Source organism: Polyangiaceae bacterium (genome assembly GCA_016715885.1).
Taxonomy (GTDB): Bacteria; Myxococcota_A; Polyangia; order Polyangiales; family Polyangiaceae; genus Polyangium.
This window is the reverse complement of record JADJXL010000015.1, coordinates 169,196-191,557: the sequence shown is the minus strand read 5'-3', so window position 1 is coordinate 191,557 and position 22,362 is coordinate 169,196. Positions and strand designations below refer to the sequence as shown.

Sequence of the window (22,362 nt, the reverse complement as noted above, 5' to 3'; positions counted from 1 at the left end):
GCTACCCGAGCGTGAGCGTGTGCAACCGAGGTGCGCTTGCTGGTCGAGCTGCCGGAGGTGTTGCATCACGATGGCCCGTCCTTTGCGCGCTCGTGGCAACGTTGGTCTTGACAAACTCGGCGCGAGCCCAGGGGGGCAGCACGTCCGTGCCCGACCCGACGGCTGCTGCACTTTTTCAAGCGGGCCGCGAGCTCGTCGAACAAGGCGAGTGGAAAGAAGGGTGCGCGAAGTTCGAGGCGAGCATGGCGCTGTACGCGGCTGCGAGCACGCTGCTCAACCTCGCGCGGTGTTACGAACACGATGGCAAGTTGACCCTCGCGTGGTCGGCGTATCAGCGCGCGCTCATCATCAACCGCGAGACGCAAGGTGAAGAGCGCAAGAAGGCGCTCGACGATGTCGCGAAGCAGGGCCTTGCCGACATCGAGCCGCGACTGCCGCGCCTGAAGATCCTGATCAGCGGCAGCGCGCCTGCGGGGCTGCGCGTCACGCAAAACGGCAAAGACATTCCGGTCGCGCTGCTCGGAACCGTGATTCCCGTCGATCCCGGGCAACAATCGGTGGTCGCCGAAGCTCCTGGATTCGAACCGTTTCGAAAAAGTGTGACGGTTGTCGAAGGCAAGCTCGAGGTGATCACGCTTGCGCTCCAAAAGCGCGTGCCGATCGAAGTGACACCACCGCCGACGAAGAGCGTACCTACATGGGCTTGGATCAGCGGTGGAGCAGGCGTCTTGCTACTGACGGGGGCTGCTGCGTTCCGGGTCGATCAAGCGTTCGTCGAAGGACGCCAGGATGGCATTTGCCGGGGTGACGTCGAAAAGCAGTGTCCTCCCAAATCCGTTTACGATCCGATGGAAGACAACCGCCGCAAGAACCTCGACAGCGGCCTGTTCATTGGCCTCGGCACGGTCGGTGTCATCGGACTTGGGGTAGCCATCGCAGGGTTTGTCATGGGACAACCGGCCAAAAAGAAACCCACGCACTCGGCGATTGTGACGCCTTGGATCGGACCTACGAGCTTGGGGGCGGGAGTAGGAGGTCGATTCTGATGATCGGGAAAACGCGTTCAGAACAACCGCGCATCGTGATCGCCGCGCTCGCGCTGCTATTCGCTGCGTCGTGCGCTGCGCCGGATGCAGTTCCATCTGCCGAAAAGACGGATCCGGATCCTCTTCCCGACTCAGGCTCCGACGCGGGCTCCGATGCGGATTCGGACGCCGGTCCTGACGTCGAGCCAGTGCCCGCCGAAGGATTACCCAAGTGGGGCAAGGGCTTCGGCGTCGTCGGAAGCGATCAACATGCCTTCGACATCGCGCTCGATTCCTCGACCAACAACACGGTCGTCACGACGATGGGCTTCTTCGGCGAGCTGCTCATTCCGGGCGTCGCGGGAGGCATTCCGTTCAAGAGCGGCGGATCGCGCAACATTCTCGTCGTGCGGCATGCGGCTGAAAGTGGTGAGGCGTCGTGGGCCGCTCCAATCAACAGCCCATCCGAGATTGTTCGCAGCGTCGTCGACGTCGACACGCAAGGCAACATCATCGTCGCCGGCGGTTTCAACGGTACGCTCACCATCGGCGCCCTCGCGCCTGCGGCGACGGTCGGGTCCTACGACGCCTACATCGCAAAGTTCGATCCAAACGGCGAACCCCTTTGGGTACGTACGTTTGGCGATCACACCGCGCAGTTCGTCACGGGCATCGGCTCCGATGACAAGGGCAACATCGTCGTCGTGGGCCTGGCGAGCGGCAATGCCACCACATTCGGACCCGGCGTCGTCGCGCCCAAGAACACGGACGCCGATATTTTCATCGCCAAGTTCGAACCGGATGGCACAGCTGTCTGGGCGCAGCGAGTTGGTCTCGCCGGATCGAGCGCTTGGCAGGATCCCACCGCAACCGTCGCCGTTTCCCGCGTCGATGGCTCGATCCTCGTCGGCGGCATGACCGGTGGCACGGTCGACGTCCCGCCATTTCAGTTCACTGCCGCCGGCGCGCGCGATGGCTTCATCGTCAAGCTCGACCCGCAAGGCAAATGCGATTGGCGACAACCGTTCGGCGCGAAGGGACGTGAACAACGCGTATCGCGTGTGGCTTTTGGCCCGATGGGCGAAGCGCTCCTGACGGGATCGTTTGCCGGCGAAGTGACGTTCGCCAACGAAACGTTGAAGTCCTTCGAGAACACCGACGACTTGCTCGTCGCCAAGCTCGAGGCGGACGGCGCACTCGCTTGGGCCCATGGCTACGGCAACGTTGGCAAGCAGGTTGGCACCTTCTGCGCGTTCGATGAAAAGGGCCAAGCCGTCGTCGTCGGCTCGTTTGCCGGCGTGCTCGAGCTCTTCGGAAACAACGCACTCGTCAACCCCGACATCAACGTGTCCACCGATGTGTTCGCGGCGAAGTTCGGCGCCGACGGCAATCCATTATGGGGTCGTGCATTTGGCGACAAGTATTATCAAGTCGCCGGTGGCGCCGTGCTCTGGAAGGACAAGAGCGATAGCGAGCACGAAGACCGCGTCATTCTCGCGGGCATGAACAACGGCACGATGGAGCTTGGCGTCGACGTCCTACCCATCGCATCCGCCGGCCTCGAAGACGCATTCCTCTTGTCGCTCACGCACTGATCACGCGCGACGACTCATCACGCGCATCCGCCCCACGGGCCCTTCGTCGAGCTTTCCAATCACCGCATGCGCCGGCGTGCCAAGCTCGCGAAGCTTGTCCACGAGCGCATCCGCACGATCGGGCGCGACCGCGATGAGCAACCCACCCGACGTCTGCGCATCGCACAGGACGAGTTGCGATGGTTTGTCGAAGCCATCTTCGTACGTGACGTGATCATTCAAGAAGCGATGGTTCGCATGCGTGCCGCCTGGAGCAATCCCTTCACGCACGTACGCCCACGCAGCTTCCACGACGGGCACTTGGTCCATCCACACCGTGGCTCCGCAGCCACTTGCACTCACCACGTTGCGCAAATGTCCAAGCAGCCCAAATCCCGTCACGTCGGTGGCTGCATGCACGCCCACCGCAAGCATCGCATCGCACGCGGCGCGATTCAGCGTCGACATGAGCTCGACCGCCGTGCGGATCGCGCCCCTCGTGTCCTTGTTTTGCTTGGCAGCGGTCGTGAGAATTCCGATCCCAAGAGGCTTCGTCAGCACCAAGAGATCCCCCGGTTTGCCGCCTGCATTCGACACCACACGCTGCGGATGGACGATGCCCGTCACGGCAAGGCCATAGATGGGTTCGTCCGTCTTGATCGTATGACCACCAACGAGATCGATGCCTGCTTCACGCGCTTTCTCGGCACCACCACGGAGGATCTCGGCAAGGATCTCCGCATCGAGCGAATCGTCGGGGAAGCCAACCAGGTTCAACGCCGTGATGGGTTTGCCGCCCATCGCGTAGACGTCGCTCAAGGCGTTGGCTGCGGCGACGGCACCGAATTCGTACGGATCGTCGACGACGGGCGTGAAAAAGTCGGTGGTCAAGACGAGCGCCGTATCGTCGGACAAACGGTAGACAGCAGCATCGTCAGCCGTGTTCGCCCCGATGATCACGTTCGGATCTGCAAGCGGAGGCAAGTTCCGCAAGAGTGGGAACAAATAGCCCGGAGGTTGTTTCGCCGCGCATCCAGCGCGCTTGGCGACTTGCGTGAGCCTGACGGTCATGACCAAACGTTCCTTGTGGCGGGTTTGTCAGTCCGGAATAGGGTAGACGCCGTCGCGAATCCACCCTTCGGTGATGCGCCTGAAACTCGCTTCCGTACCGAGCCCCGCCATGACGGAAGCCAAGCCCCATTGCAGCCGATTCACGAACGTGAAGTCCTGCGGCATCTTCGGCACGTGCGGGATGTTCGGGATCGCTTCGCCGTCCTTGAACGACAACGTCTTGATGCCCCGCGCGAGGAACTGGACGGTCTCTCGCGCTCTTTCTCGCGAGCACACCCAGATCTCCTTCGTATAGAGCGGCATCATCAGCTCCATCGTGTAGCTGCGGTAAAGATCCCAGCTCTCGTCGTTGGGGTCGTAGCCGAGCACTTCGACGCACGCTCGGTCGAACTCGTGCCAGTCTCCGTCGAGCGCCGCGCGCATGTAGCGCTTCATGTCTCCCACGAGCTCGGGCGGTAGCCTCTTCACGCAACCGAAATCCAGGAAGTGCACGCGCCCGTCGGGCATGAAGCGGTAGTTGCCCGGATGAGGATCCGCGTAGAGCATTCCGTAGCGAAGCATCGATCGGAACGTGAATCGCCAGATGGTTTCACCCGCACGGTTGCGCGCCTCTTGGCTGCCGTTCTTGCAGAAGTCCGCGTAACTCGCGCCTTCGCAAAAGTCCGTCGTCAGCACGCGCCTGGTCGTGAGCGAGTGATGCACTTCGGGGATCATCACGTCCGGATCTTCCGCGTTGATACGGCGAAAAAGATCCGCCATTTCGGCTTCGCGGCCGTAGTCGAGCTCGTCCAGAAAAACCTTACGGATCTCGTCCAGCGTCTGCTTGGCGTTCACTTTGCGCGACAAAGGAGCGATCATCGTCTCGAGCATCGAGATGCTCTTCAGATCGTTTTCGATCGCCTTGTCGATCCCCGGGTATTGGACCTTCACCGCGACCTTCGCGCCGGCTTTCGTGACCGCTCGATGCACCTGTCCGATGCTTGCAGCAGCAAACGGTTCGCGTTCCCATTCGACGAACACGTCTTCGGGCGCGCCGCCAAGCTCGCCCTTGATCATGTGCGCCGCTGATTCCGCGGACAGCGGCGGGGCCTTGTCCTGGAGCTGTTTCAGCACTGCCTGAAACTTCTCTTCGTGCCCAGGTGGCGCGAGCCCGTCGATGTAGCTGGCCATTTGCCCGAGCTTCAGCGGCAAACCCTTCATCTCGCCAAGCGTCTTGAGCATGGCTTCCGCGGTCTTTTTGACCTCGGCCGCCATCTTCGCCTTTTGCGCAGCTTCGTCTTCTTCCGTGCGAGGACGCGAGATGGCGCGTTTGGCGCCTTCGAGAGCAAGCGGGATCGAGCGCGTTCCGAGTCCGGCGAGACGCGCGATCCTGCCAAGGCGCGAGGTAGGCGGTTTATCCTTGGGCTTGTCGTCGGCCATGATGGAGAGGCGAAAGGCTACCGTTCGCAGTTGTGTCCGGCCTACGAGAACCGTCAAGAAACGACGTTCACACGCGGAGTCGATCGATGTGGAGCTCTCGGGCGAGAGTTCTGATTCTTCGGAAAATCTAGTCGGGGCGAGAGGATTTGAACCTCCGACTCCTCGGTCCCGAACCGAGTGCGCTACCAGGCTGCGCTACGCCCCGAGTACGCCGCGGGCTCATCACCATCGACGTGGGCGCGCACGATGAACGCCGCGGGTCGTTCTGTCAAGTACTCACGTGAGCAAGCTCGACGGGCGACAAAAAGGAGCGCTTTAGCGTCCCGGACGGCTGAAAGTGCGGAATATTTGTAGAACACAAGCAAAAAGATACTCCTGGAACGGGCGAACTCGTGTTAAAGTGCCACTGGAATCGAGACCTTGGGGGGGACCCAGGGCGGACATGCGGCGTCTCCGGGGGGGCCCGGTCCAACTGCCGCGAGAAGGAGGAGTAAGGTGGCAATCGAACTTCCCACAGTGAATATCCTCATCGTCGACGACGATCGAGCCATCTGCGACTACATGCAGACTTTGCTCGAACGCGACGGCTACCGCGTCAAGACGCTGGTGGATCCGTCGGCTGTCGAGGATGAGATCCGCGGCGGTGGCTATCATCTGATCATCTTGGACTTGATGATGCCGAAGCTCGACGGGATCGAGGTGCTGAAGCGCATTCGCAAGGTCGACACGGACATTGCGGTGGTCATTTTCACGGGTTACCCGAACCTCGAGAGCGCCGTCGCCTCGATGAAGCTCGACGCGGTCGATTACATCAAGAAGCCGTTCAACGTCGATGAGTTCCGCGAGGTATTGGCGCGTGTGATGCGCAAGAAGGGTTTGGCGCGTACGCCCGAGGAGCAGCTCCATCGGGTGATTGGCGACACGATCCGGAATTTGCGCAAAGACAAGGACCTCACGCTGAAGCAAATGGCGCGCCGTACGGGCCTCAGCGTTTCGCTCTTGTCGCAGATCGAGCGAGCCGAATCGAGCGCATCGATTTCGTCGCTCTACAAGATCGCCGTGGCGCTCGAGTCCCGTATCCAGGACTTGTTCGGCCAATATTGAATGCTACGACCGGGGAACTTCGTTCCCCGAAAGCCAAGCTTCCACCATCGCATTGACCTTTTCCGGTGCTTCTTGCTGCACCCAATGCGATACGTTCGGCAAAAGCCGCAATGTCAAGTCTTTCACGTAACGATCGGTGCCGTTTGTCGTGGCATTGCTGAGCGCCTTGTCGCTCGCGCCCCATATCATCAGCGTTGGGACGTCCACGATGCCAAAATCCCGTTTCACAACGGACGGCGCCGCACGCATCAATGCGCGATAATAATTGACCATTGCCGTTGCGGCGCCTGGCTCCTGGGCCGAACGTCGATATTCATCCGTGACTTCCTTGGGAAATCGACTCCGGTCCACCGCCATGCCCACGAATGCTCGAGCCACGGCTTCGGCATCGTTCGCCAAAAGAGCTCGCTCGGGCAAGAATGGCAATTGAAATGCAAACATGTACCAGGAACGTCGCAATTGGTCCCACGTGCGAATTTCACGCAAAAAGCACGCCGGATGAGGCACATTCATGATGATCAACCGTTCGAGCGGCCGCGTGCGGCGAATCGCCACTTCCCACGCAATGACTGCGCCCCAATCGTGTCCAACGAGGAGCGTTTCTTTCGCGCCCGCAGCATCGATGAGCGCTGCCACGTCGTCCACCAATCGATCGATGTGGTATGCCATGACGCCCTCGGGTTTCGATGTTTTTCCGTATCCGCGCAAATTCGGCGCCCAAACACGATAACCTAATTTTTCGAGGAGGGGGATTTGATACCGCCAAGAATATTTTGATTCGGGAAAACCATGCAGCAGCAAGGCAAACTTCGGCCCCGAACCGCATTCGTCCACCTCGAACGTCAATCCATTCGCATCGATCATCCGTGTTTCGATTCGCGTCTCCATTGTCCCATTTCCCTTCGCTTCACCGCGACAAACCTCATGGTGTTTTGGCAGCCGTGGCAATTGCCTTATCGAGTCGCGCCAAATCGAGCCCCGTGATGCGATCGATTGGCTGACCATTTTTATCGTATACGATGACGTACGGGAGCTGCGGAACGTTCGCCAAGTAATGCTTCGCGAGCGGCGAGTCCCAATCCCCAATTTCCAAACGTCGATAAGCAAGATCCTTGCGATCGGCAAAAACCTCGACCATGTGCTCGTCTACTTTGCGGCATGGCCCGCACCACGAAGCCGAAAAGTCGACGACCGTCACTTTTCCTTTTGCCAAGTGAGGTGCGATATCGGGAATGTCAGTTCCATCCTTGACGATCGTCACCACGTCCGATCCTTCGGGAAATGGAATTCGTTCCAGATAGCGACCTTTGCCCGCGCCCAAAATCGCCTCGAATCCGTCTTCGGCGGCGAGCTTGCGGACTTCCGTGAAGACGTCGATTGTTGGAGAAGCCGTAATGATGACCTCCGCTCGTTTGCGGTCGAATCGAGCTTCGTAGACGCCTGGACGAGCGCGCATGTCGGCGACGATTTCATCACCGCAGTCGCTGCAGTCGATTTTGTCGAGTGACACGACGGTTTTGCGGGCATCCGACGGAATGCGCGAACCGCAACCGGTCAGAAACGCGACGAGCGCGACCATCGCGAAGTGCAGCAACGTACGGGGCATGTCGCGGCGTACGATGCCGCTCCGAACGCCCGAGAGCAAGCGGATTGACGAATCGAATCGCGGCACAATCCGCGCGGTCGGTGTACCCTTGGCGCGTGAGCCAAATCCTTACTCGAACATTCGCCGCCGATCACGTCACTCCCGTCCGAGCATACGCAGCGCTTCGCGCACAGTCGCCTGGACGCTCGTCTTTCCTGCTGGAATCCGCTCTGCCGGGAGAACGCTGGGGAAGGTACTCGATCATCGGTTATCGCGCGCGTAGCGAGCATGCGTATCCGCCAGGCTCACATGCGTTGTCGATGCTCGCCGATGATGTCGCGACGCTCGAGAACGCCGAAGAGCTTGCGGCACGGTTGTCTCAGTCGCTCGTCGGGTACATCGCGTACGACGCGGCGCACGCAGCGAACTCGATCAAGCCTTGGCCGACGGAAGGCTTACGAGCGCGGCTCATGTGCGACTCGACGGTGGCGGTTTTCGATCACTTGACGCAAACGGTGACGATCGCGGGTCGATCGAAGGGCGCGGTCGAACGGTGCGCGTGGGAAATGACGCACGGCCCGGAGCTCGATGCGCTGCCCGCGCCCGATGCGAGCGCTTTGCCGGAGTCTGTCGAGACGAACTTGAACGACGACGCGTATGGGATGAAGGTGCAGCGGGCGAAGGGGTACATTGCCGACGGTGATTGTTTGCAAATCGTTTTGGCTCGAACGTTCACGGTGCCGATGAAGGACGCCGATGCGTTCGATGTGTACCGGGCGCTTCGGGTGCTTTCGCCGTCGCCGTACTTGTGTTTTTTCGACTTTGCGGAAACGCCCTTTGCGGAAGGCTTTCAGATTGCGAGCGCATCGCCGGAGACGCTGGTGCGGGTGAGCGGTCGCAAGGTGACCATTCGGCCGATTGCGGGCACTCGAAAGCGAGGCGCAACGGAGGCGGAGGACGAGGCGCTGGCGCAGGAGCTGCTTGCGGATCCGAAGGAGCGGGCGGAGCACGTGATGCTGGTGGACTTGGCGCGCAACGATATTGGGCGCGTTGCAAAGCCGGGTTCGGTGCGCGTCGTGAAGGATATGGTGGTGGAGAAGTTTTCGCATGTGATGCACATCGTGAGCGAAGTGGAAGGGGAGCTTGCCGAGACAAACTCGCCGATCGATGCGCTCGGTGCGGCATTTCCTGCGGGAACGCTTTCGGGGGCGCCGAAGGTGCGGGCCATGCAGATCATTCGGCAATTGGAGGCGGGCTCGCGCGGCGTGTATGGCGGCGGATTGGGATATATCGCGCCGGATGGTACGGTGGACTTGGCGATTGCGATTCGCACGGTGGTTGCACGGCAAGGCGAATTCGAGGTGACGGCGGGTGCGGGCGTCGTGATTGGCAGCGAGCCGGAGCGAGAAGCGGAGGAAACTCGAAATAAGGCGCGGGCAGCGCTGGCGGCCATTCGAAGCGCGCACGATGCGGTGGAGCGAAGGGCGGCGCGCGAGGAAGCGAAACGCAAGAAGGCGGAAGAAGAGGAGCGGAAGAAGGCGGAGGCTGCGGGGAATGCGGGGAATGCGGAGGGTGTGAAAGCCGAGCCGACTGAATAGATTGAGGCGTCATGAGAGGCTAGGACAAACGTCGTTGCGGTCGAGCTACGCAAGGGTGGGGTCGCGGGGCGGGTCCACACTCGTGTCGTGCTTGAGTTGTCGTTCACGCGAGCGTATACTCGCAGTGCGTGGAGAAAAACTGGGCGAACGAGGAGGAAGAGTCTGTGGCCATCATGATCAACATTGGGAGACAATCCGACGGATGTGTGTACGAATTGGATCCGCTCAGTCGGAGGGACATTCGCGCCAAATACCCCACTGCACGAGCGGTTCCCTTCGTGCACCTAGGGTACAAAACGAAAGCCGAGTTCGAGGAGTTGCAGGGTCGCTTGTGGAAGCAAGTTGCAATTATGCTTACAGGACTCACCTGGAGGCAGATACAACTCATGGGCGGAGCTCAGATTTACGATCCCGTTGCCGAGCGAGAAATTGCCAAGGTGGCGTGAATGTCGAAACAGTCGGCGTATACTGGCCGTGGTGGACAATTTGCCGTCATGGCTGAATTCGTCGTTCGCGGTTACAATGTTGCAATTCCCGAAATCGATGTCGGCGATGATGTATTCGTCGTTCGTGATTCGGATGGTGACCTCAGCCGCGTGCAAGTCAAAACAGCGACCAGCAAACCACGCAAAGCAGCAGGGCATTTCGGCGCAGTCATTTCTGTTCCACTCAAGCAACTCAAGGATCCAAGGCAGCCGGACATTACATACGTATTCGTGGTGCGGTTTCAACATCGATGGGCGGATTTCATCGTCGTGCCGCGGCAAGAACTGTACGAATTGCGAAGGGCCACTGGAGTTGGGTCCGTGCAGAAGAGCCGGCATGGTGAAGACGTCCTCACCCTCTATTTTTCGTTTTCACCTGCCGATGTGATGTGCAAAAACCAAAGCTTTCAAAAATATCGAAATTGCTGGGATGCATGGCCGGAAATTGATCACCGAAATGCCTAACCAATGCAAACGCCAAGTTTGCATTGCGTTCGGTCGAACGCAGTGAACATGCCGCGCTGCTAATTCTTCCGTCGCGCATCTTCCCACTTGTTTTCTCCCCCGCCATGCGCTCTCATCGACGCGTTCATGCATCGTCACCGTCGCGCATTGGCTGCCCTGCAAGCTGCTTCCTTTGTGGCTGCTTTCGTGGCTCGGCCGCCCGTCACGTGTGCCCAGGAGCCGTCGGATCCGCTACCGCTGGAGCCAGTCGCCCCTGAAGTTTCCGCTGCCGAGCTCAAGGAGCGCGCGAGGGCTCGTTTTGACCGCGGCCGGGAGCTTTATGCGAATCAAGCATGGGCTGCTGCGCTCGCCGAATTTTTGGAAGCGCGAAAGCTTTATCCCACATGGTCCGCCACGTCGTGGTCGGCGCAATGCCTGAAAAACTTGGCGCGGTTCGACGAAGCGTTCGATATGTACGCGGCGCTCGTGAACGATTACGGCGACAAACTGCCTGCGGACGCAAAACGAAAGGCGCTTCAGGAAGTCGAGAGCATGCGGCGCCTCGTGGGCACCATCGAAATCGAAAATGCCGTGCCGGGAGCCGCGGTCTTCGTCGATCGAAAGGCGCGCGGTGATTATCCGCTGCTCGCGCCATTGCGGGTTTCCGCGGGCAGCCATTTGGTGCGGGTGTTCGCCGAAGGATACGAGCCATTCGAGACGCAGGTCGACGTCGCCGGGGCGACGACGGCCAAAGTTTCGGCGCAATTACGAAAGCTCGATACGACGGGCACGTTGCGCGTCATCGAGCAACAAGACCGGACGCTCGATGTGGTCGTCGACGGCATCGTCGTCGGAAAAACCCCATTGACGCTGCGCATTGCGCCGGGGGATCACGTGGTTTTTCTGCGCGGCGACGACAAACTCGGAAGTTTGCCCGCGCGCGTGACCGTACGCGGAGACAATGATGCGCCGCTACGCGTGGAGGCCGAGCCGCTCGAAGCAGAATTGCAGTTGACGCTCACGCCGTTCGATGCGCTCGTGGCCGTCGATTCGATTACATTGGGAAAAGGGTCGTGGAATGGGCGGGTTCGTCCGGGTACGCACACCATCGAAGTCGCCGCAGAAGGGTTCTTGTCGGAAAAGCAAGAGATTGCCGTGGCGCGCGACGGCAAGCGCACCGTTTCGATCGTTTTGAAGCGCGACCCCAAATCCCCATTTTGGCGCAAGCCCGAACCTCCTCCGCATTGGCTTGCCGAAGTCGCGTTGGGCATCCCGTTCGTGACGACGATAGGCGGCGATGTGGCGGGCGCATGCACGGGAAATTGTTCCGAGCTTCCTGGATTTGGTATCAATCCGATGATCCGGGCTGGCTACGAGCTTGGTTCGGGGATCTCTTTTGGCGCGTCGGTGGGGTTTTTGCAATTCATCCAAACACTCGATGATCGTACAGCCATCGTGCAGGTCGTCGGCAAAGACCCCAACATTGGCACGGCGGATGATGCATTGCAATTTCGAGGCGCCACGATGGGAGCTTGGGCCGGCTATTCATTCGGCGAAAAGCTGCTCGTACGAATGCGGCTTGGTGCGGGGCTTTTGGTGGGACAGTTTGGGGACATACGAACGGGCTCGTTTCAATCGAGTGATGGGACGCCGTATGCCGTGGGACCGCTGGAACAATACCAGGATTTGGTCATGCTTCACGCGACGCCCGAGTTGCGCATTGGTTATCGATTGCGTGATCGCATCGAGATCACCGCAGGCTTGGAGCTCCCGGTGCTTGTGCCCCTCACGACGCCGGCGTGGAATCCTGCGCAAGCATTCACGGCGGGAAACGATGGTTATGGGTACTTTCCTGGAAGCTCGCTCGTCGGCTCGTCGTTTGTCCTGGTAATGCCGAGCATTGCAGCGCGTTACGATTTCCGCTGATCCTTGCGCGCGCTGCGTTGCCTGCGCCATGCAAATAGGCACGCGACGACGGTGAGACCCGGCCAGGGCGGAGCATTCGATTGCGGCAAGGATGCTGCACAGGACGAATCGTCGATGATCGATGCATTTTCGAGTGGTCGGATGCAGGTGCCGGTCGGATCGCAAACGTGTCCCGAGGCGCATTCTTCAATCGTCGCGCACGACGTGCCGCAAAGCCCGTTGTCGACATTGCACGCAAAGGGCGTGCACCCCGAAACATCCTCGCATATGCCGTCATCGAGGGCCTTGTTGTTCTTTTCCGTCTTCTTGCAGGCGAGACACGGGCTACTGCATGCACTGTCACAACAGACACCGTCGACGCAATGGGTGGATTTGCATTGATCATCGAACGTGCAAAATGTACCGTCCGGTGCTTGTGGATATCTTTCCGGCGGGCGATTGATTCCCGAAAATGCCAGAATGCCTCCCGTTGCAACGACGCCGCGGTCGAGCAGCGCGAGGGAATGGCCAAACCGAGGAGTTTGCATATGGGAGGTCGTCGTCCACGTCATCTTGACGGGATCGAAGATTTCCGCGGATGCGAGCATTCGACCGGAGCTATCACGTTTGCCGCCGGCAACCAGTACGCGACCATTCTCGAGGAGCACGGCTTGATGCTCCGCCCGCGGTTCGTTCATATTTCCCGCGAGCGTCCACGTATTCGTTACGGGGTCATAAATCTCGGCGCTCGAATAAACGTTGCCCCAAGTAACAATGCCAATGACGCTAGAACCTTCGGGCCCTAGTTTCTTTGGTACACCTCCGCCAGCGACCAAGATGCGCCCGTCCGAGAGCCGCGTTGCAGTATGAAATGCCCTGGCAATGTTCATCGGTGTGACGGCGGTCCAAGTCTCGTCGACGGGATCAAAAAGAGCTGCGCTTTTCGTGGGAGCGTCGATGAGGAGATTGCTGCCAGTGATTTCTGCGCCGCCGACGACGAATACGTTGTCATCGGCCTCGTTGTCGTCCTCTTCGTCATCCTTGTCATCGTCGAGCAATGTTGCCGTGTGGCCAAATCTGGATTTTGGAAGGTCCTGGCCGACATCGGGAAGCGTTTCCCACGTGCCTTGCTCCACGTCGTAAAGCAGAACCTCGTGCGCCGTGAATGCAGTGCCCGTCGAATAGACGCCGCCGACGTGTAGCACGCGTCCATCGTTCAGCAGCGTCGCCGTAGCGGACATGATCGCCCTTGGCAAAGGATCTGTGGCTTGCCATGTTTTCGCAACCGGATCGAAGAGCTCGGCCATGGAACCAAGCAATCCGCCAGCAACGAGGACTCGACCATCGCGTAATTTCGTCGCCGTGTGCAATGCATAGGAATGGGTGGGTGCGTCGAGCGGCGTCCATACATTGGTTTCCTCGTCGTATTCGGACGCTGCATGTGGAAAGCCGTTAAACAGGCCCATGTCGACGGTCGCGCCGCCAACGACGAGCAATTCGCCGCTATCGAGCTTCGTGGCCGAATGAAAACCGACGTCTTGCAATGCGGTGAGCGCTGCGAGTGGTTCCCACGCAAGCGCGAGCGCGTCGCATATGGCCACTTGATTCGTCGCACCCTGAAGCAAGCCGCCTGTCACGAGCACGCGACCATCCTGAAGCAACGTAGCGCCATGCTGGAAATATCGAGCATCCTTGGTGCTTTCGAGCGATGACCATTGCTTTGGTCAAAGGGTCGAAGACCTCGGCAGTCGACGAATCAGAGCCACCCACGACCAAGACGCTGCCTGTCGATAGCGATGTTGCCGTGTGATCACGCCTCGGATTCAACATCGGCGCGGTGGGTGCCCACGTCATTGTTGCGAAGTCGAAAACTTCCGCCGTATCGCTCCAATCCCCGTCATGAGGACTCTCCACGAAGCCGCCTGCCACGATCACGTTGCCACTGGGCAAAAGCGCCGCCACGTGATTCGAGCGCGGGAACGTCATCTCGTTGTTGCTTGGAATCCATGCGCCGGGATCGCCGGGATCATAAATGATGGATTCGCGATTCTTTGGCATGCTGCCGCCACCGCCGCTGATCAGTACAATGCCATCGCGCAAGCGTATGGCGGCAGCGCCGACCCAATTGCCAGCGCTGGGAACGGGCATGGTAGGCGTCGCGTCGACCTTACCCGAATGGTATAAGAAAGAAAAACTCTGTCCGCTGGAGCTGTCCGTAGAAAGAAGCAATGCACGGTCTTCATCGAGCGACACGATGGTGGCATCACATGCTCCCCCGGCGATGGAGAGTGTGTCGATTTCGCTCCATGGGTCATTCGGTGAATCGGGATGAAACGACCATACGGTACCGTCGCCCGTCATCGAATTCATGCCAAAGACGAGGACCGTGCCATTGCTGAGTTGCGCCAAGCCGGGGCGGCAATTGGCCGCAAACGAGTCTGGCACAGCGATGCGCGTCCATTTTTCGGTTTTTGTCATGGCCGCGGAATCGGTGACGATCTCGAATACTTCTGCCGCGTCCTCGGGTTTGTTCGTCCCACCGATGATGAGCACTCGACCGTCCGCGAGCGCCAATGTCGCGTGGGTTTTACGCACCGAAAGCATGGACGCTGCTTGCATCCACGTCGTATCGCTCGTCAATGCTTGCGGTACCGCAGCGACCGTTTCGACCACTTGCGGCACTTCAGGTCCACAACCTGCAAGCAGCGGGGCAATCACCATTGCAAGGACATTGCGCTTCGCCATTCGCATGATGTTCACCCCTCGATTGGTTTTTCCGGACGCGCGTTACTTGGCAGTTTTCTTTGCCGCGGTTTTCTTGTGCTCTTCTTCTTCGCGGTGGATTTCGTTGTGCTCGCAGCGGACGCAGTCTTCGTCGCACGCTTTGCGCTCTTCGTGTTGGCGAGCATGGCTTGGTACGTTTCGATGTAGCGTTTGGCTGGGACGCGTCTGATTGCTTCGCCAATGACTTCGAGCGCGACGTCGCCGAGTTTTTTGAAGCGCACGCAAGACTTGCCCATATCGAGTTTTTTCCCCGTTTTGGCCCACGCCTCGCGAAACCACTTGTCCTCTTCGGGCGAACCGTAGGTGCACATCAAATACACGGCCATGTGGTTTTTCTGCGATGCGATGCTCGCAAACGGCAGCGGCTGTTTCGGATCACAGTGATACCCGGGCGGAAGACTCGGTGCGGTACGTAGTACCCGATCATGCCGTATTGAATGCCCTCCTCGTAGTCCTTATCGAGGTTGTCCAGGATGACTTTCCTCACGGCTTCGAGGGCTTCGCGGCGGTCTTGGGGCACGTTGGCCAAGTACTGCTCGATGGTGACGGGTGGCATGACACGCAGTGTACACGACGAACGAGGCGGGCGTAAAGCGCCTACGTAAGTGTTTGGGTCGGTGCCGCATCACCTGTCTCGAACCGCAACTTTCTCCCCGCCTCCTCCCATTTCCATTCACTTTGCTGGGGACGACGCACGATCGATTGCACGATTCCCGCAATCGGCACGAACGGCGCGGCGCGCGGCCAATACACGATGAGAGCAATCAGCGCGGCATCGAGCAGAATGCCCGCGACAAACGGCAATGTTGGAAATGGTTTGTTGCTCCTGCGCACTTGAACGACCATCACCGGTCGGAAGATCAACAGATCCATGATCGGCAAAATCAGCGCTACCCGCGGGACAAACCATGCGAACGCTGCCATGATGCCGAAAAACACCAAACCAAAAATGATCGTGTGGCGGTGATCCGCCTTTTCCGCTGCTACGCCCTTGGGGTTTTTCGTGGCACACGCAGGACACGTCGCGTACCGCAATTCCAACCGCGCCTCCTGTTCGAGCAGCCTTTCGGCAAGCTCGTCCACCGGATCGCCCTCTTTCGCCGCACCAAGCTGATTTTCGGTGGTGCGAACGCGCCGCAGAGCTTCGCGCGAGCGCTCCGTGACGTAATCTTCCGGGTCGCCAAGTCCCGTGACGATTACGCTGGAGGACTTGCCGCACGCGGCGCAGGTATACGTGGTCGTGAACGAATGCACGGTCGAAAGTTAGGTCATTCCGTGCGAATGCACAAGTTTCGTCGCTCAGACGTCGTTCTCGCGGAACAATCGCGAGCCGTGAAAAATCGTCACTATTTCGACGATAGCCCGATGATGGCGGTACACGACACGATATGCTCCGACGAGCAGCTCACGGACTTCGGGATTGCGCAATTCAGGCACGACACGTCCCATTTGTGGGGAGGTGGCAAGGAGGTCGATCGCTCCGACAATTCGTTGCACCACAAGCGTTGCGTACTGCGATGAGTCTCGCGCGATATAGTCGCGAATAGCCTCCAGGTCGTCAGCGGCTTGCGGCGACCAACGAATTGCCGTCACAGGCCAACTCGTCGCTTGATGTCCTCATGGTCGATGCCCTCGCCCCTCTCGAGTTGTGCGACACCCCGCTCTACCTTGGCAAGAAAGTACAATCGCTCAATTGCTTCCTCGACGCTTGCGTCGTCAGCAAGACTTTCTAGAGCATCTAGGATCTTCTGTTTGTTGGCGACGGCGTGTTGCATGGCCACAGTGTAGCACACGTACACGCCATCGGAAACGGCTCGCGACGGCGGGAACAATGGAGGTTGTGTTCCGGGGGTGACGGGTAGCGGTTGCGAACGAACGAGATTGTCTGCAACGCGTCGCCGCCATTCTCGGCTCAGGCATCCGCCAGCAACGTTTCTCCCTCTTCCAACAACGCGGAATAGCGATTCATCCAATCTTCGATTTTCCCACACACTTCAGGCGTCAAACCCAGCACGGTTTGCAACTGATCGAGAATACCGCGCTCTCGTGCGTTCGGAGCTCCATCGATGCTCGCGAGCACATAGCAGTCCCGATAGACAAGCTTCCGGGTAATCTGGGTCATTGCGCGTGATACATCGTGCACCATCACAGGAGCCGCCAGCGCCGCGGCCGGATCCACGCCAAGCATCTGCGCCTGCCCTTTGATGAAGTCCAACTCGTCGTTCGTCATGCCGTCGCACGATGCAACGGCAACCAGCGCTTGAATGTACAGGTCCGGCTCGAATTCATCTATGTGCGCAGCGATTGCACGCATAATGTTCACCCCTCACGTCAGGAAAAACCGATCCACATCATAAACCGTTTCGAGAATGTTTTTTTCGTCCACACCGTGGAAGCGCGCGAGCTGAACGCTCGCCATGAGGCGCAGATCCACATTGGCCTGCACGTCGAATGCCGCAGCCGTCAAGTCTCCGAGACGATCAAACCAAGCCGTCATGCTTTCAATGAATTGCCGTCCCACTTGGTCGACTTTGGCAAGCGTCTCGTCGTGCTGTGCTTGCAGGCGAGCGGCAACCGCCCTCGAATCCCTCTCGAGCATGTTTCGGCAAGAGGAAGCCAGCAGTCGGCCTGCGATTGCACCAATCGTCGCGCCAAGCACCGGCACGGGAATCAGCGTTTGCCCGGCAGCAGCGGCCAGGCCGACCACCGCTCCTTCGATGCAGGAAACCATTCCAAGCTCGCACAACTCATCAAACGATATTTCCCCCGCATAGTAGCGGCGCGCGAGCTCCCCGACCGCTGCAGCGCTCGAAACGACAGCACCCGCGAACGGTGCCACAAGCCGAGCGTAGTTGGTAAGCCCGTAAATCGCGGCCGCCGAAACTCCGCCTTGCGCTGCGCCTGTCACGACATCGACACCGACGTCTTGCCAGTCCTGTGCGGTGTAGTCGCCCGCGAAAACGCGCTTTCCCTGCTCGTGCTTCTTCCAAACGGAAGCGGCAAGCCGAACCCCGGCACCAACCGCTGCGCCTACGCCTGCCGCTTGTGCCGCACCCGCCAAGCTGGGCGCATGACGCGCGCGAATCTCGCTTTTCAAAGCTTTGTTTTGCTTTGAGAGTTCGTTCTCGTGATGATCGAGCGTACTGTGCACTCGGCCTTGCTGAACATCGGCATACTTTGAGATGCCTGATCGCACGACGGTGCCGAAATCATCCTGACCCGAGAGGCGATGGATCTCGCGCGCACGCTCCACAATGCCACGCATCGCTTTTTCGCTGTAACCTGCGTGAGGTTCCCCCTTCAAGGCTTTTTCGATGACTTCAAAATGATCCTTGGGGATGTGATAGTAGGAGCCGTCTCGGCCAAAATTCGGATACTTGCGCATGTGATCGAGCACATGCTCCAAAGTCTTCGCCTCCCCATTGATGAATTTCGATTGGACATCCACGCCATCGATCACGTAATCGACGGGGCCATTACGAGGGAGCCCGTCCTTCATTGCGGTTGGCGTCAACCCTTCGAGAATCTGTCGAGCATTGCGAACGCCGACCTCGACGTATTCCGCGATCTCGCCATGTTTCGTGCTGGGATTGCCAATAATATGCTCGGGCGATCCAATGGTCTCGCGAATCCGCTCGACCTCGCGCATTGCGGCAGCCATGGCCGCGTCTTGGCGCGCCAAATCGGCCGCCTTCGAAGCTGCACGAGCGGCAAAATCAGCAGCAACGAATCCACCAGCAACTTGAGCAACGACGTGCGGCTCTGAAACGACAGGTCGCTTGCTCATCGTCACGTGACCTGTGTGTTCAGGAGCTTCGCCAGCGATTGGACGTTGTTGACCAAAGCGCCAAGGCTCTTCTTGGCGTCGGGTGTAAATTGGGCATAATCACGCGGCGCGTAGGTTCTGAGCCACGCCAATTGAGCTCGCGCACCATCGGCATGTTGTTGTGTCAAATAATGCAGATGGTGGATTTCTGTCCTGGCATGCTCCAATGCTCGCGTCTTGGCGTAAATCGATTCGGCTTCGCGGTCTGCTCGCTGTGCAACCTCGGCATTCTTGTGGTTGGTCCAAGCCGCCGTCCCAACCAGCGCAACCGCTCCGACGCCCCATCCAATCGGTCCGCCAAGCACGGCAAGAACCATGCGCCCGGCTGCCATTCCTCCGCCGCCGGCGGTGAGCGCTCCGCCGCCGAGCCATGCATACGCCGCATTCATTTTCGCTGCCCCCGAAAGAGCGCTAATGACCGTGCCGGTAGACGCAGTTCCAAAGGTGGTGGCGATGCCCATTGCCGCAGCAGGAGCGGCCGCCACCAAACCAACCGAGGCACCCGCTCCCACACCACTCTTCACATCGATGTGGACTGCATCGGTCTTCACGGAATGCACGAGTACCTCGAAGCGCTCGAGCGCAACGCGGTATTCCGTGACGCTTTTCTCGAATTCCTTCGGCGAGTTCGCCAGCTCGTTGACGTAGGACTCCACCGCGACGATGATTTCCCGGCTGGTCGATTGGCGGAGCCAATGAAGCGACTGCGCATCCGTGAGCACTTGCGGCGAGATGGCGTTGTACGCCGCGACGGCCTGGTCCAACCTCTTGATCGCCTCGCGCTTCGTATCGAAGTTCAGCATGGGTCCCCTCGTCCGGCGACGGTATCACGGGCATGGAGCGCGAAGTCAAGTCGTATGACGACGTCGGCACGATGAAGAAAAGAAACACCACCTGATTTACGATAGGGAGGCGACCGTCAACTGGTCGAAGGCTCGTCGAGCGCCTGCGAAGCTTGTCGACTCATGGGCAAGGCTCGTCGGACGAGCTGCGGCACCCGTCACGTCGACGAAAGGGTATCCAGCTTGCTCATGGCGGCCTTACGACGCTGCCCAATTGGCCCGGTCGCCGGTTCGCGCCAGCTTCGTTGCGGTGTGCGTCACCTAGACGAGCGCGCTGCGAAGCTTGCGGCGTGCGGATGCTTGCTTCACGCGCTGATCGACAAGCTGCGCGCTCGATCGACAAGCCTCGCCAGCTTGTCGACAAGCGATCCGCGCTCATCTGCAAGCTTCAGTCATCCGATGAAAGGGCTTGTGTGCATGGCAACGCGAGCCTACTCTTTGCCTGGACTCATTACTTTCCAAAGGAGAACCTGCATGATTGCCGCGCAGTCGCTCAGCCGTCAGACGCTCGAAGAAACCCCCGCTCGCGTGCTCACGTTCCTTCGCGGAGTCGGCACGACAGCCGTCATTCGCACCGTACTTGCAGCTCGAGGTTATACGCAGGAGGATCACGCCGAGGGGTGGGAGCGTTTGCATCGGGTCGCAGGATATGGCGAAGGAAAAACCATTTCAATGGACAATGATGCGCAAAAGGCGATTGCGGCGATCGATGCGTGGGACGAACCGACGTTTCGAGTGTGTCGGGCAGCGCTCGAACGATTACATCCTGACCAAGCGGCGTTCGTATTCAAGGACCTCGAAGCGGCAACGGGCGCATCGTCGGTCATTTCGGTGAGCACGTTCCTCGAGCGGCTGGATGCACTGGAAAATTCGCCGGAGCGCAAATCTTCACGCAAAGCCGACCATGCAGCATTGGCAACGCTGTCGAAACGCGGCATTACGAAAGAAGAGCGCGAGAAGATGCGCAAATTGGTCGAGACCGCCAAAGGGTTCGGGCCAGAAGTCACACCGGACCCGACCGCGGAAGCTCGGCATGCAGATCTGGCGGCGCTTCGCGCCTGGTACGATGATTGGTCGGAAACGGCGCGCACGGTGATCAAGCGGCGTGACCATTTGATTCGGCTTGGTCTTGCCAAACGAAAAAAGGCGGCCAAACGCGCGACAACCGAAGCGCCCGGAGAAGGTGTGGGGCCGGGTTGATACGACGGCCATCCATTGGCAAGGGATGGCCATCTTCGTCGACCTGTTTCAATCACACCGGCCGCATGACGCCGAATGCAGCTCGCACGTGCGGACGAGTCAGATATCCGATGATGACGGCTGCCATCAAAACCGCAATCCACGCCGGCCACGCGCGAGGAGCCGCAATGACCGTAATGATGCCAAAAAGGCCATTCACGGCCTGAATGCCAATCGTCACGACGTAGGCCCACATGCGCAACGTGAACAAGCCCCAGGCGACGACGAGCATTGCAATGCCAAGCGCAACGTCGACCGCTATCGCCCAGCTCGGGAGGCCGACCGGTGCGAGCGGCGGAATGATCGACGCAATCGTGAGCAGCCCGCTCCAGCCCATCAAAATAGCTACCACCACGATGCCGGTCGGTCGGCTCTTTGCTTGCGCTTGCTCCATGAACGAAGCGCCATGCAGATAACACGCCGACACGCGCCGCTCGGGACCATGCGCGCCGATTCCACCTCGAATCGCGAGACGCGGCAAGACCCGCACACTTCGTGCTACGCCTCCACTCGACGCACCGAACTCGAGCGTCCTTGCGCCCATGTTGAAACAAAACGCGAATATCGCCGTCGTCGCTCCTGCCGGTATCCCGAACCTCGAAGGTGTCGAAGCCGGCATCGTTCTCGTCGAAAGCTGGGGTTACCGCGTATCGCGAGCCCCGCACATTGCGGACAAACACCATTTCACGGCGGGCACGACGGAAACACGCACGAGCGATCTCGTCTGGGCCCTTTCCGACGAAAGCATCGATGCCGTATGGCTCGCCCGAGGCGGATATGGCTGCATGCAATGCCTGCCGCATTTGCCAGCCCGTCTTCCCGATGCTCGTCCCGTGATCGGCTGCTCGGATGCGACCGCCCTGCTCACGTACCTCGACAAACGCCGCGGCGGGCCGCTCGTGCATGGCCCCATGCTCGAAACCATCGCGACGCGTGTGGACGACGCTACGCGATCGCACCTACGCAAAATGCTTGCAGGTGAAACGAATTTGCGCATTCCTGCGGAGCACTTCGCCGGGCCTGCATATTCGGTGAATGGCAGGGTCGTCGGGAAATCTGTGCGTCCTCGCGAGCCTTGCGGGGACGCCTTGGGCGCTCGACGGCAAAGGCGCGATCGTCGTGCTCGAAGACGTGACCGAAGCGCCCTATCGTATCGATCGGCTGATCATGCAGCTTCGGCTGAGCGGCGCGCTCGATGGTGCCCTCGCGATCGCGCTTGGCGATTTCGTCAAGTGCGAGCCTCCGTCGGGCGCCGATTACACGCTGCACGACGTTCTGCGCGAAGCACTCGAACCGCTCGGCGTGCCCGTATGGTTCGGACTTCCCACCGGCCACGGTTCGACGAACCTCGCATGGCGCGTGGGAGCTCATGCCGAATTGGGCAAGACGGGGTTTGTCCACGTCAGCGCGCCTGCTGCGGCATGACAATTTTCGGGCTACAAAATGCAGAATGTGGAGACA

Annotated in this window: 21 protein-coding genes, 1 tRNA gene and 2 pseudogenes; 9 read left to right on the top strand and 15 right to left on the bottom strand. The window is 59.6% G+C overall.

Annotation, left to right across the window (positions count from 1 at the left end; all coding sequences use genetic code 11):
- The first annotated feature begins 11 nt into the window (after positions 1-11).
- A complete protein-coding gene (locus IPM54_14335; protein ID MBK9260975.1) occupies positions 12-1,046 on the top strand; it encodes a hypothetical protein in 1,035 nt (344 codons plus the stop codon).
- A complete protein-coding gene (locus tag IPM54_14330; protein MBK9260974.1) occupies positions 1,046-2,620 on the top strand; it encodes a hypothetical protein in 1,575 nt (524 codons plus the stop codon). The genes IPM54_14335 and IPM54_14330 overlap by 1 nt, the downstream gene beginning before the upstream one ends.
- Here IPM54_14330 and selD read toward each other — a convergent pair whose 3' ends face one another.
- The 3 genes from selD to IPM54_14315 all read right to left on the bottom strand — a co-directional run bounded on the left by selD (position 2,621) and on the right by IPM54_14315 (position 5,294).
- A complete protein-coding gene (gene selD, locus IPM54_14325; GenBank protein ID MBK9260973.1) occupies positions 2,621-3,670 on the bottom strand; it encodes a selenide, water dikinase SelD in 1,050 nt (349 codons plus the stop codon).
- 27 nt (positions 3,671-3,697) lie between these two features.
- On the bottom strand, positions 3,698-5,089 hold the full coding sequence (locus tag IPM54_14320) for an AarF/ABC1/UbiB kinase family protein (GenBank protein ID MBK9260972.1): 1,392 nt from the start codon (positions 5,087-5,089) through the stop codon (positions 3,698-3,700).
- A 131-nt stretch (positions 5,090-5,220) separates the two neighbouring features.
- Positions 5,221-5,294 (bottom strand) — tRNA-Pro (locus IPM54_14315).
- Between the two features lie 290 nt (positions 5,295-5,584).
- Here IPM54_14315 and IPM54_14310 point away from each other — a divergent pair.
- Positions 5,585-6,193 carry a response regulator gene (locus tag IPM54_14310; protein MBK9260971.1) on the top strand — a complete coding sequence of 203 codons (609 nt, stop codon included), beginning with the start codon at positions 5,585-5,587 and terminating at the stop codon, positions 6,191-6,193.
- Positions 6,194-6,196: 3 nt separating this feature from the next.
- Here IPM54_14310 and IPM54_14305 read toward each other — a convergent pair whose 3' ends face one another.
- Complete coding sequence (locus tag IPM54_14305; GenBank protein ID MBK9260970.1) at positions 6,197-7,081, bottom strand: alpha/beta hydrolase; 885 nt, start codon at positions 7,079-7,081, stop codon at positions 6,197-6,199.
- 34 nt (positions 7,082-7,115) lie between these two features.
- Entirely contained in the window at positions 7,116-7,799 is a 684-nt protein-coding gene (locus IPM54_14300; GenBank protein ID MBK9260969.1) for a thioredoxin family protein, read from the bottom strand.
- 95 nt (positions 7,800-7,894) lie between these two features.
- Between IPM54_14300 and IPM54_14295 the strand changes: the two genes are divergently transcribed.
- From IPM54_14295 to IPM54_14280, 4 genes are all read left to right on the top strand, one after another.
- Positions 7,895-9,376: an anthranilate synthase component I family protein gene (locus IPM54_14295; protein MBK9260968.1), complete on the top strand. Its 1,482-nt coding sequence runs from the start codon at positions 7,895-7,897 to the stop codon at positions 9,374-9,376.
- 128 nt (positions 9,377-9,504) lie between these two features.
- Positions 9,505-9,822 (top strand): hypothetical protein, encoded by a 318-nt coding sequence (locus tag IPM54_14290; protein MBK9260967.1) that lies wholly within the window; start codon positions 9,505-9,507, stop codon positions 9,820-9,822.
- The gene (locus IPM54_14285; protein MBK9260966.1) at positions 9,823-10,326 is read left to right on the top strand and encodes a hypothetical protein; all 504 of its coding nucleotides are present in this window, start codon (positions 9,823-9,825) and stop codon (positions 10,324-10,326) included.
- A 186-nt stretch (positions 10,327-10,512) separates the two neighbouring features.
- Entirely contained in the window at positions 10,513-12,231 is a 1,719-nt protein-coding gene (locus IPM54_14280; protein MBK9260965.1) for a PEGA domain-containing protein, read from the top strand.
- On the opposite strand, the gene IPM54_14275 is transcribed toward IPM54_14280, so the two are convergent.
- From IPM54_14275 to IPM54_14235, 9 genes and pseudogenes are all read right to left on the bottom strand, one after another.
- Complete coding sequence (locus IPM54_14275; GenBank protein MBK9260964.1) at positions 12,216-13,811, bottom strand: hypothetical protein; 1,596 nt, start codon at positions 13,809-13,811, stop codon at positions 12,216-12,218. The genes IPM54_14280 and IPM54_14275 overlap by 16 nt on opposite strands.
- Positions 13,714-14,961 (bottom strand): hypothetical protein, encoded by a 1,248-nt coding sequence (locus tag IPM54_14270; protein ID MBK9260963.1) that lies wholly within the window; start codon positions 14,959-14,961, stop codon positions 13,714-13,716. Before IPM54_14270 ends, IPM54_14275 begins: the two co-directional genes overlap by 98 nt.
- A 164-nt stretch (positions 14,962-15,125) precedes the next feature.
- A pseudogene (locus IPM54_14265) lies at positions 15,126-15,550 on the bottom strand (DUF1801 domain-containing protein).
- Between the two features lie 41 nt (positions 15,551-15,591).
- On the bottom strand, positions 15,592-16,248 hold the full coding sequence (locus IPM54_14260) for a hypothetical protein (protein MBK9260962.1): 657 nt from the start codon (positions 16,246-16,248) through the stop codon (positions 15,592-15,594).
- A gap of 45 nt (positions 16,249-16,293) precedes the next feature.
- Positions 16,294-16,578, bottom strand: a complete 285-nt coding sequence (locus tag IPM54_14255) for a type II toxin-antitoxin system RelE/ParE family toxin (protein MBK9260961.1) — start codon at positions 16,576-16,578, stop codon at positions 16,294-16,296.
- Between the two features lie 5 nt (positions 16,579-16,583).
- The gene (locus IPM54_14250) at positions 16,584-16,769 is read right to left on the bottom strand and encodes a hypothetical protein (GenBank protein ID MBK9260960.1); all 186 of its coding nucleotides are present in this window, start codon (positions 16,767-16,769) and stop codon (positions 16,584-16,586) included.
- A gap of 137 nt (positions 16,770-16,906) precedes the next feature.
- Complete coding sequence (locus IPM54_14245) at positions 16,907-17,308, bottom strand: hypothetical protein (protein MBK9260959.1); 402 nt, start codon at positions 17,306-17,308, stop codon at positions 16,907-16,909.
- Between the two features lie 12 nt (positions 17,309-17,320).
- Entirely contained in the window at positions 17,321-18,781 is a 1,461-nt protein-coding gene (locus tag IPM54_14240; protein MBK9260958.1) for a hypothetical protein, read from the bottom strand.
- A 2-nt stretch (positions 18,782-18,783) separates the two neighbouring features.
- On the bottom strand, positions 18,784-19,623 hold the full coding sequence (locus IPM54_14235; GenBank protein MBK9260957.1) for a hypothetical protein: 840 nt from the start codon (positions 19,621-19,623) through the stop codon (positions 18,784-18,786).
- 513 nt (positions 19,624-20,136) lie between these two features.
- Here IPM54_14235 and IPM54_14230 point away from each other — a divergent pair.
- Positions 20,137-20,862 carry a hypothetical protein gene (locus tag IPM54_14230; GenBank protein MBK9260956.1) on the top strand — a complete coding sequence of 242 codons (726 nt, stop codon included), beginning with the start codon at positions 20,137-20,139 and terminating at the stop codon, positions 20,860-20,862.
- Positions 20,863-20,914: 52 nt separating this feature from the next.
- Here IPM54_14230 and IPM54_14225 read toward each other — a convergent pair whose 3' ends face one another.
- Positions 20,915-21,520, bottom strand: a complete 606-nt coding sequence (locus IPM54_14225) for a hypothetical protein (GenBank protein MBK9260955.1) — start codon at positions 21,518-21,520, stop codon at positions 20,915-20,917.
- Between IPM54_14225 and IPM54_14220 the strand changes: the two are divergent.
- Positions 21,444-22,326 (top strand): annotated as a pseudogene (locus IPM54_14220) (LD-carboxypeptidase). The gene IPM54_14225 and the pseudogene IPM54_14220 overlap by 77 nt on opposite strands.
- Positions 22,327-22,362 lie beyond the last annotated feature (36 nt).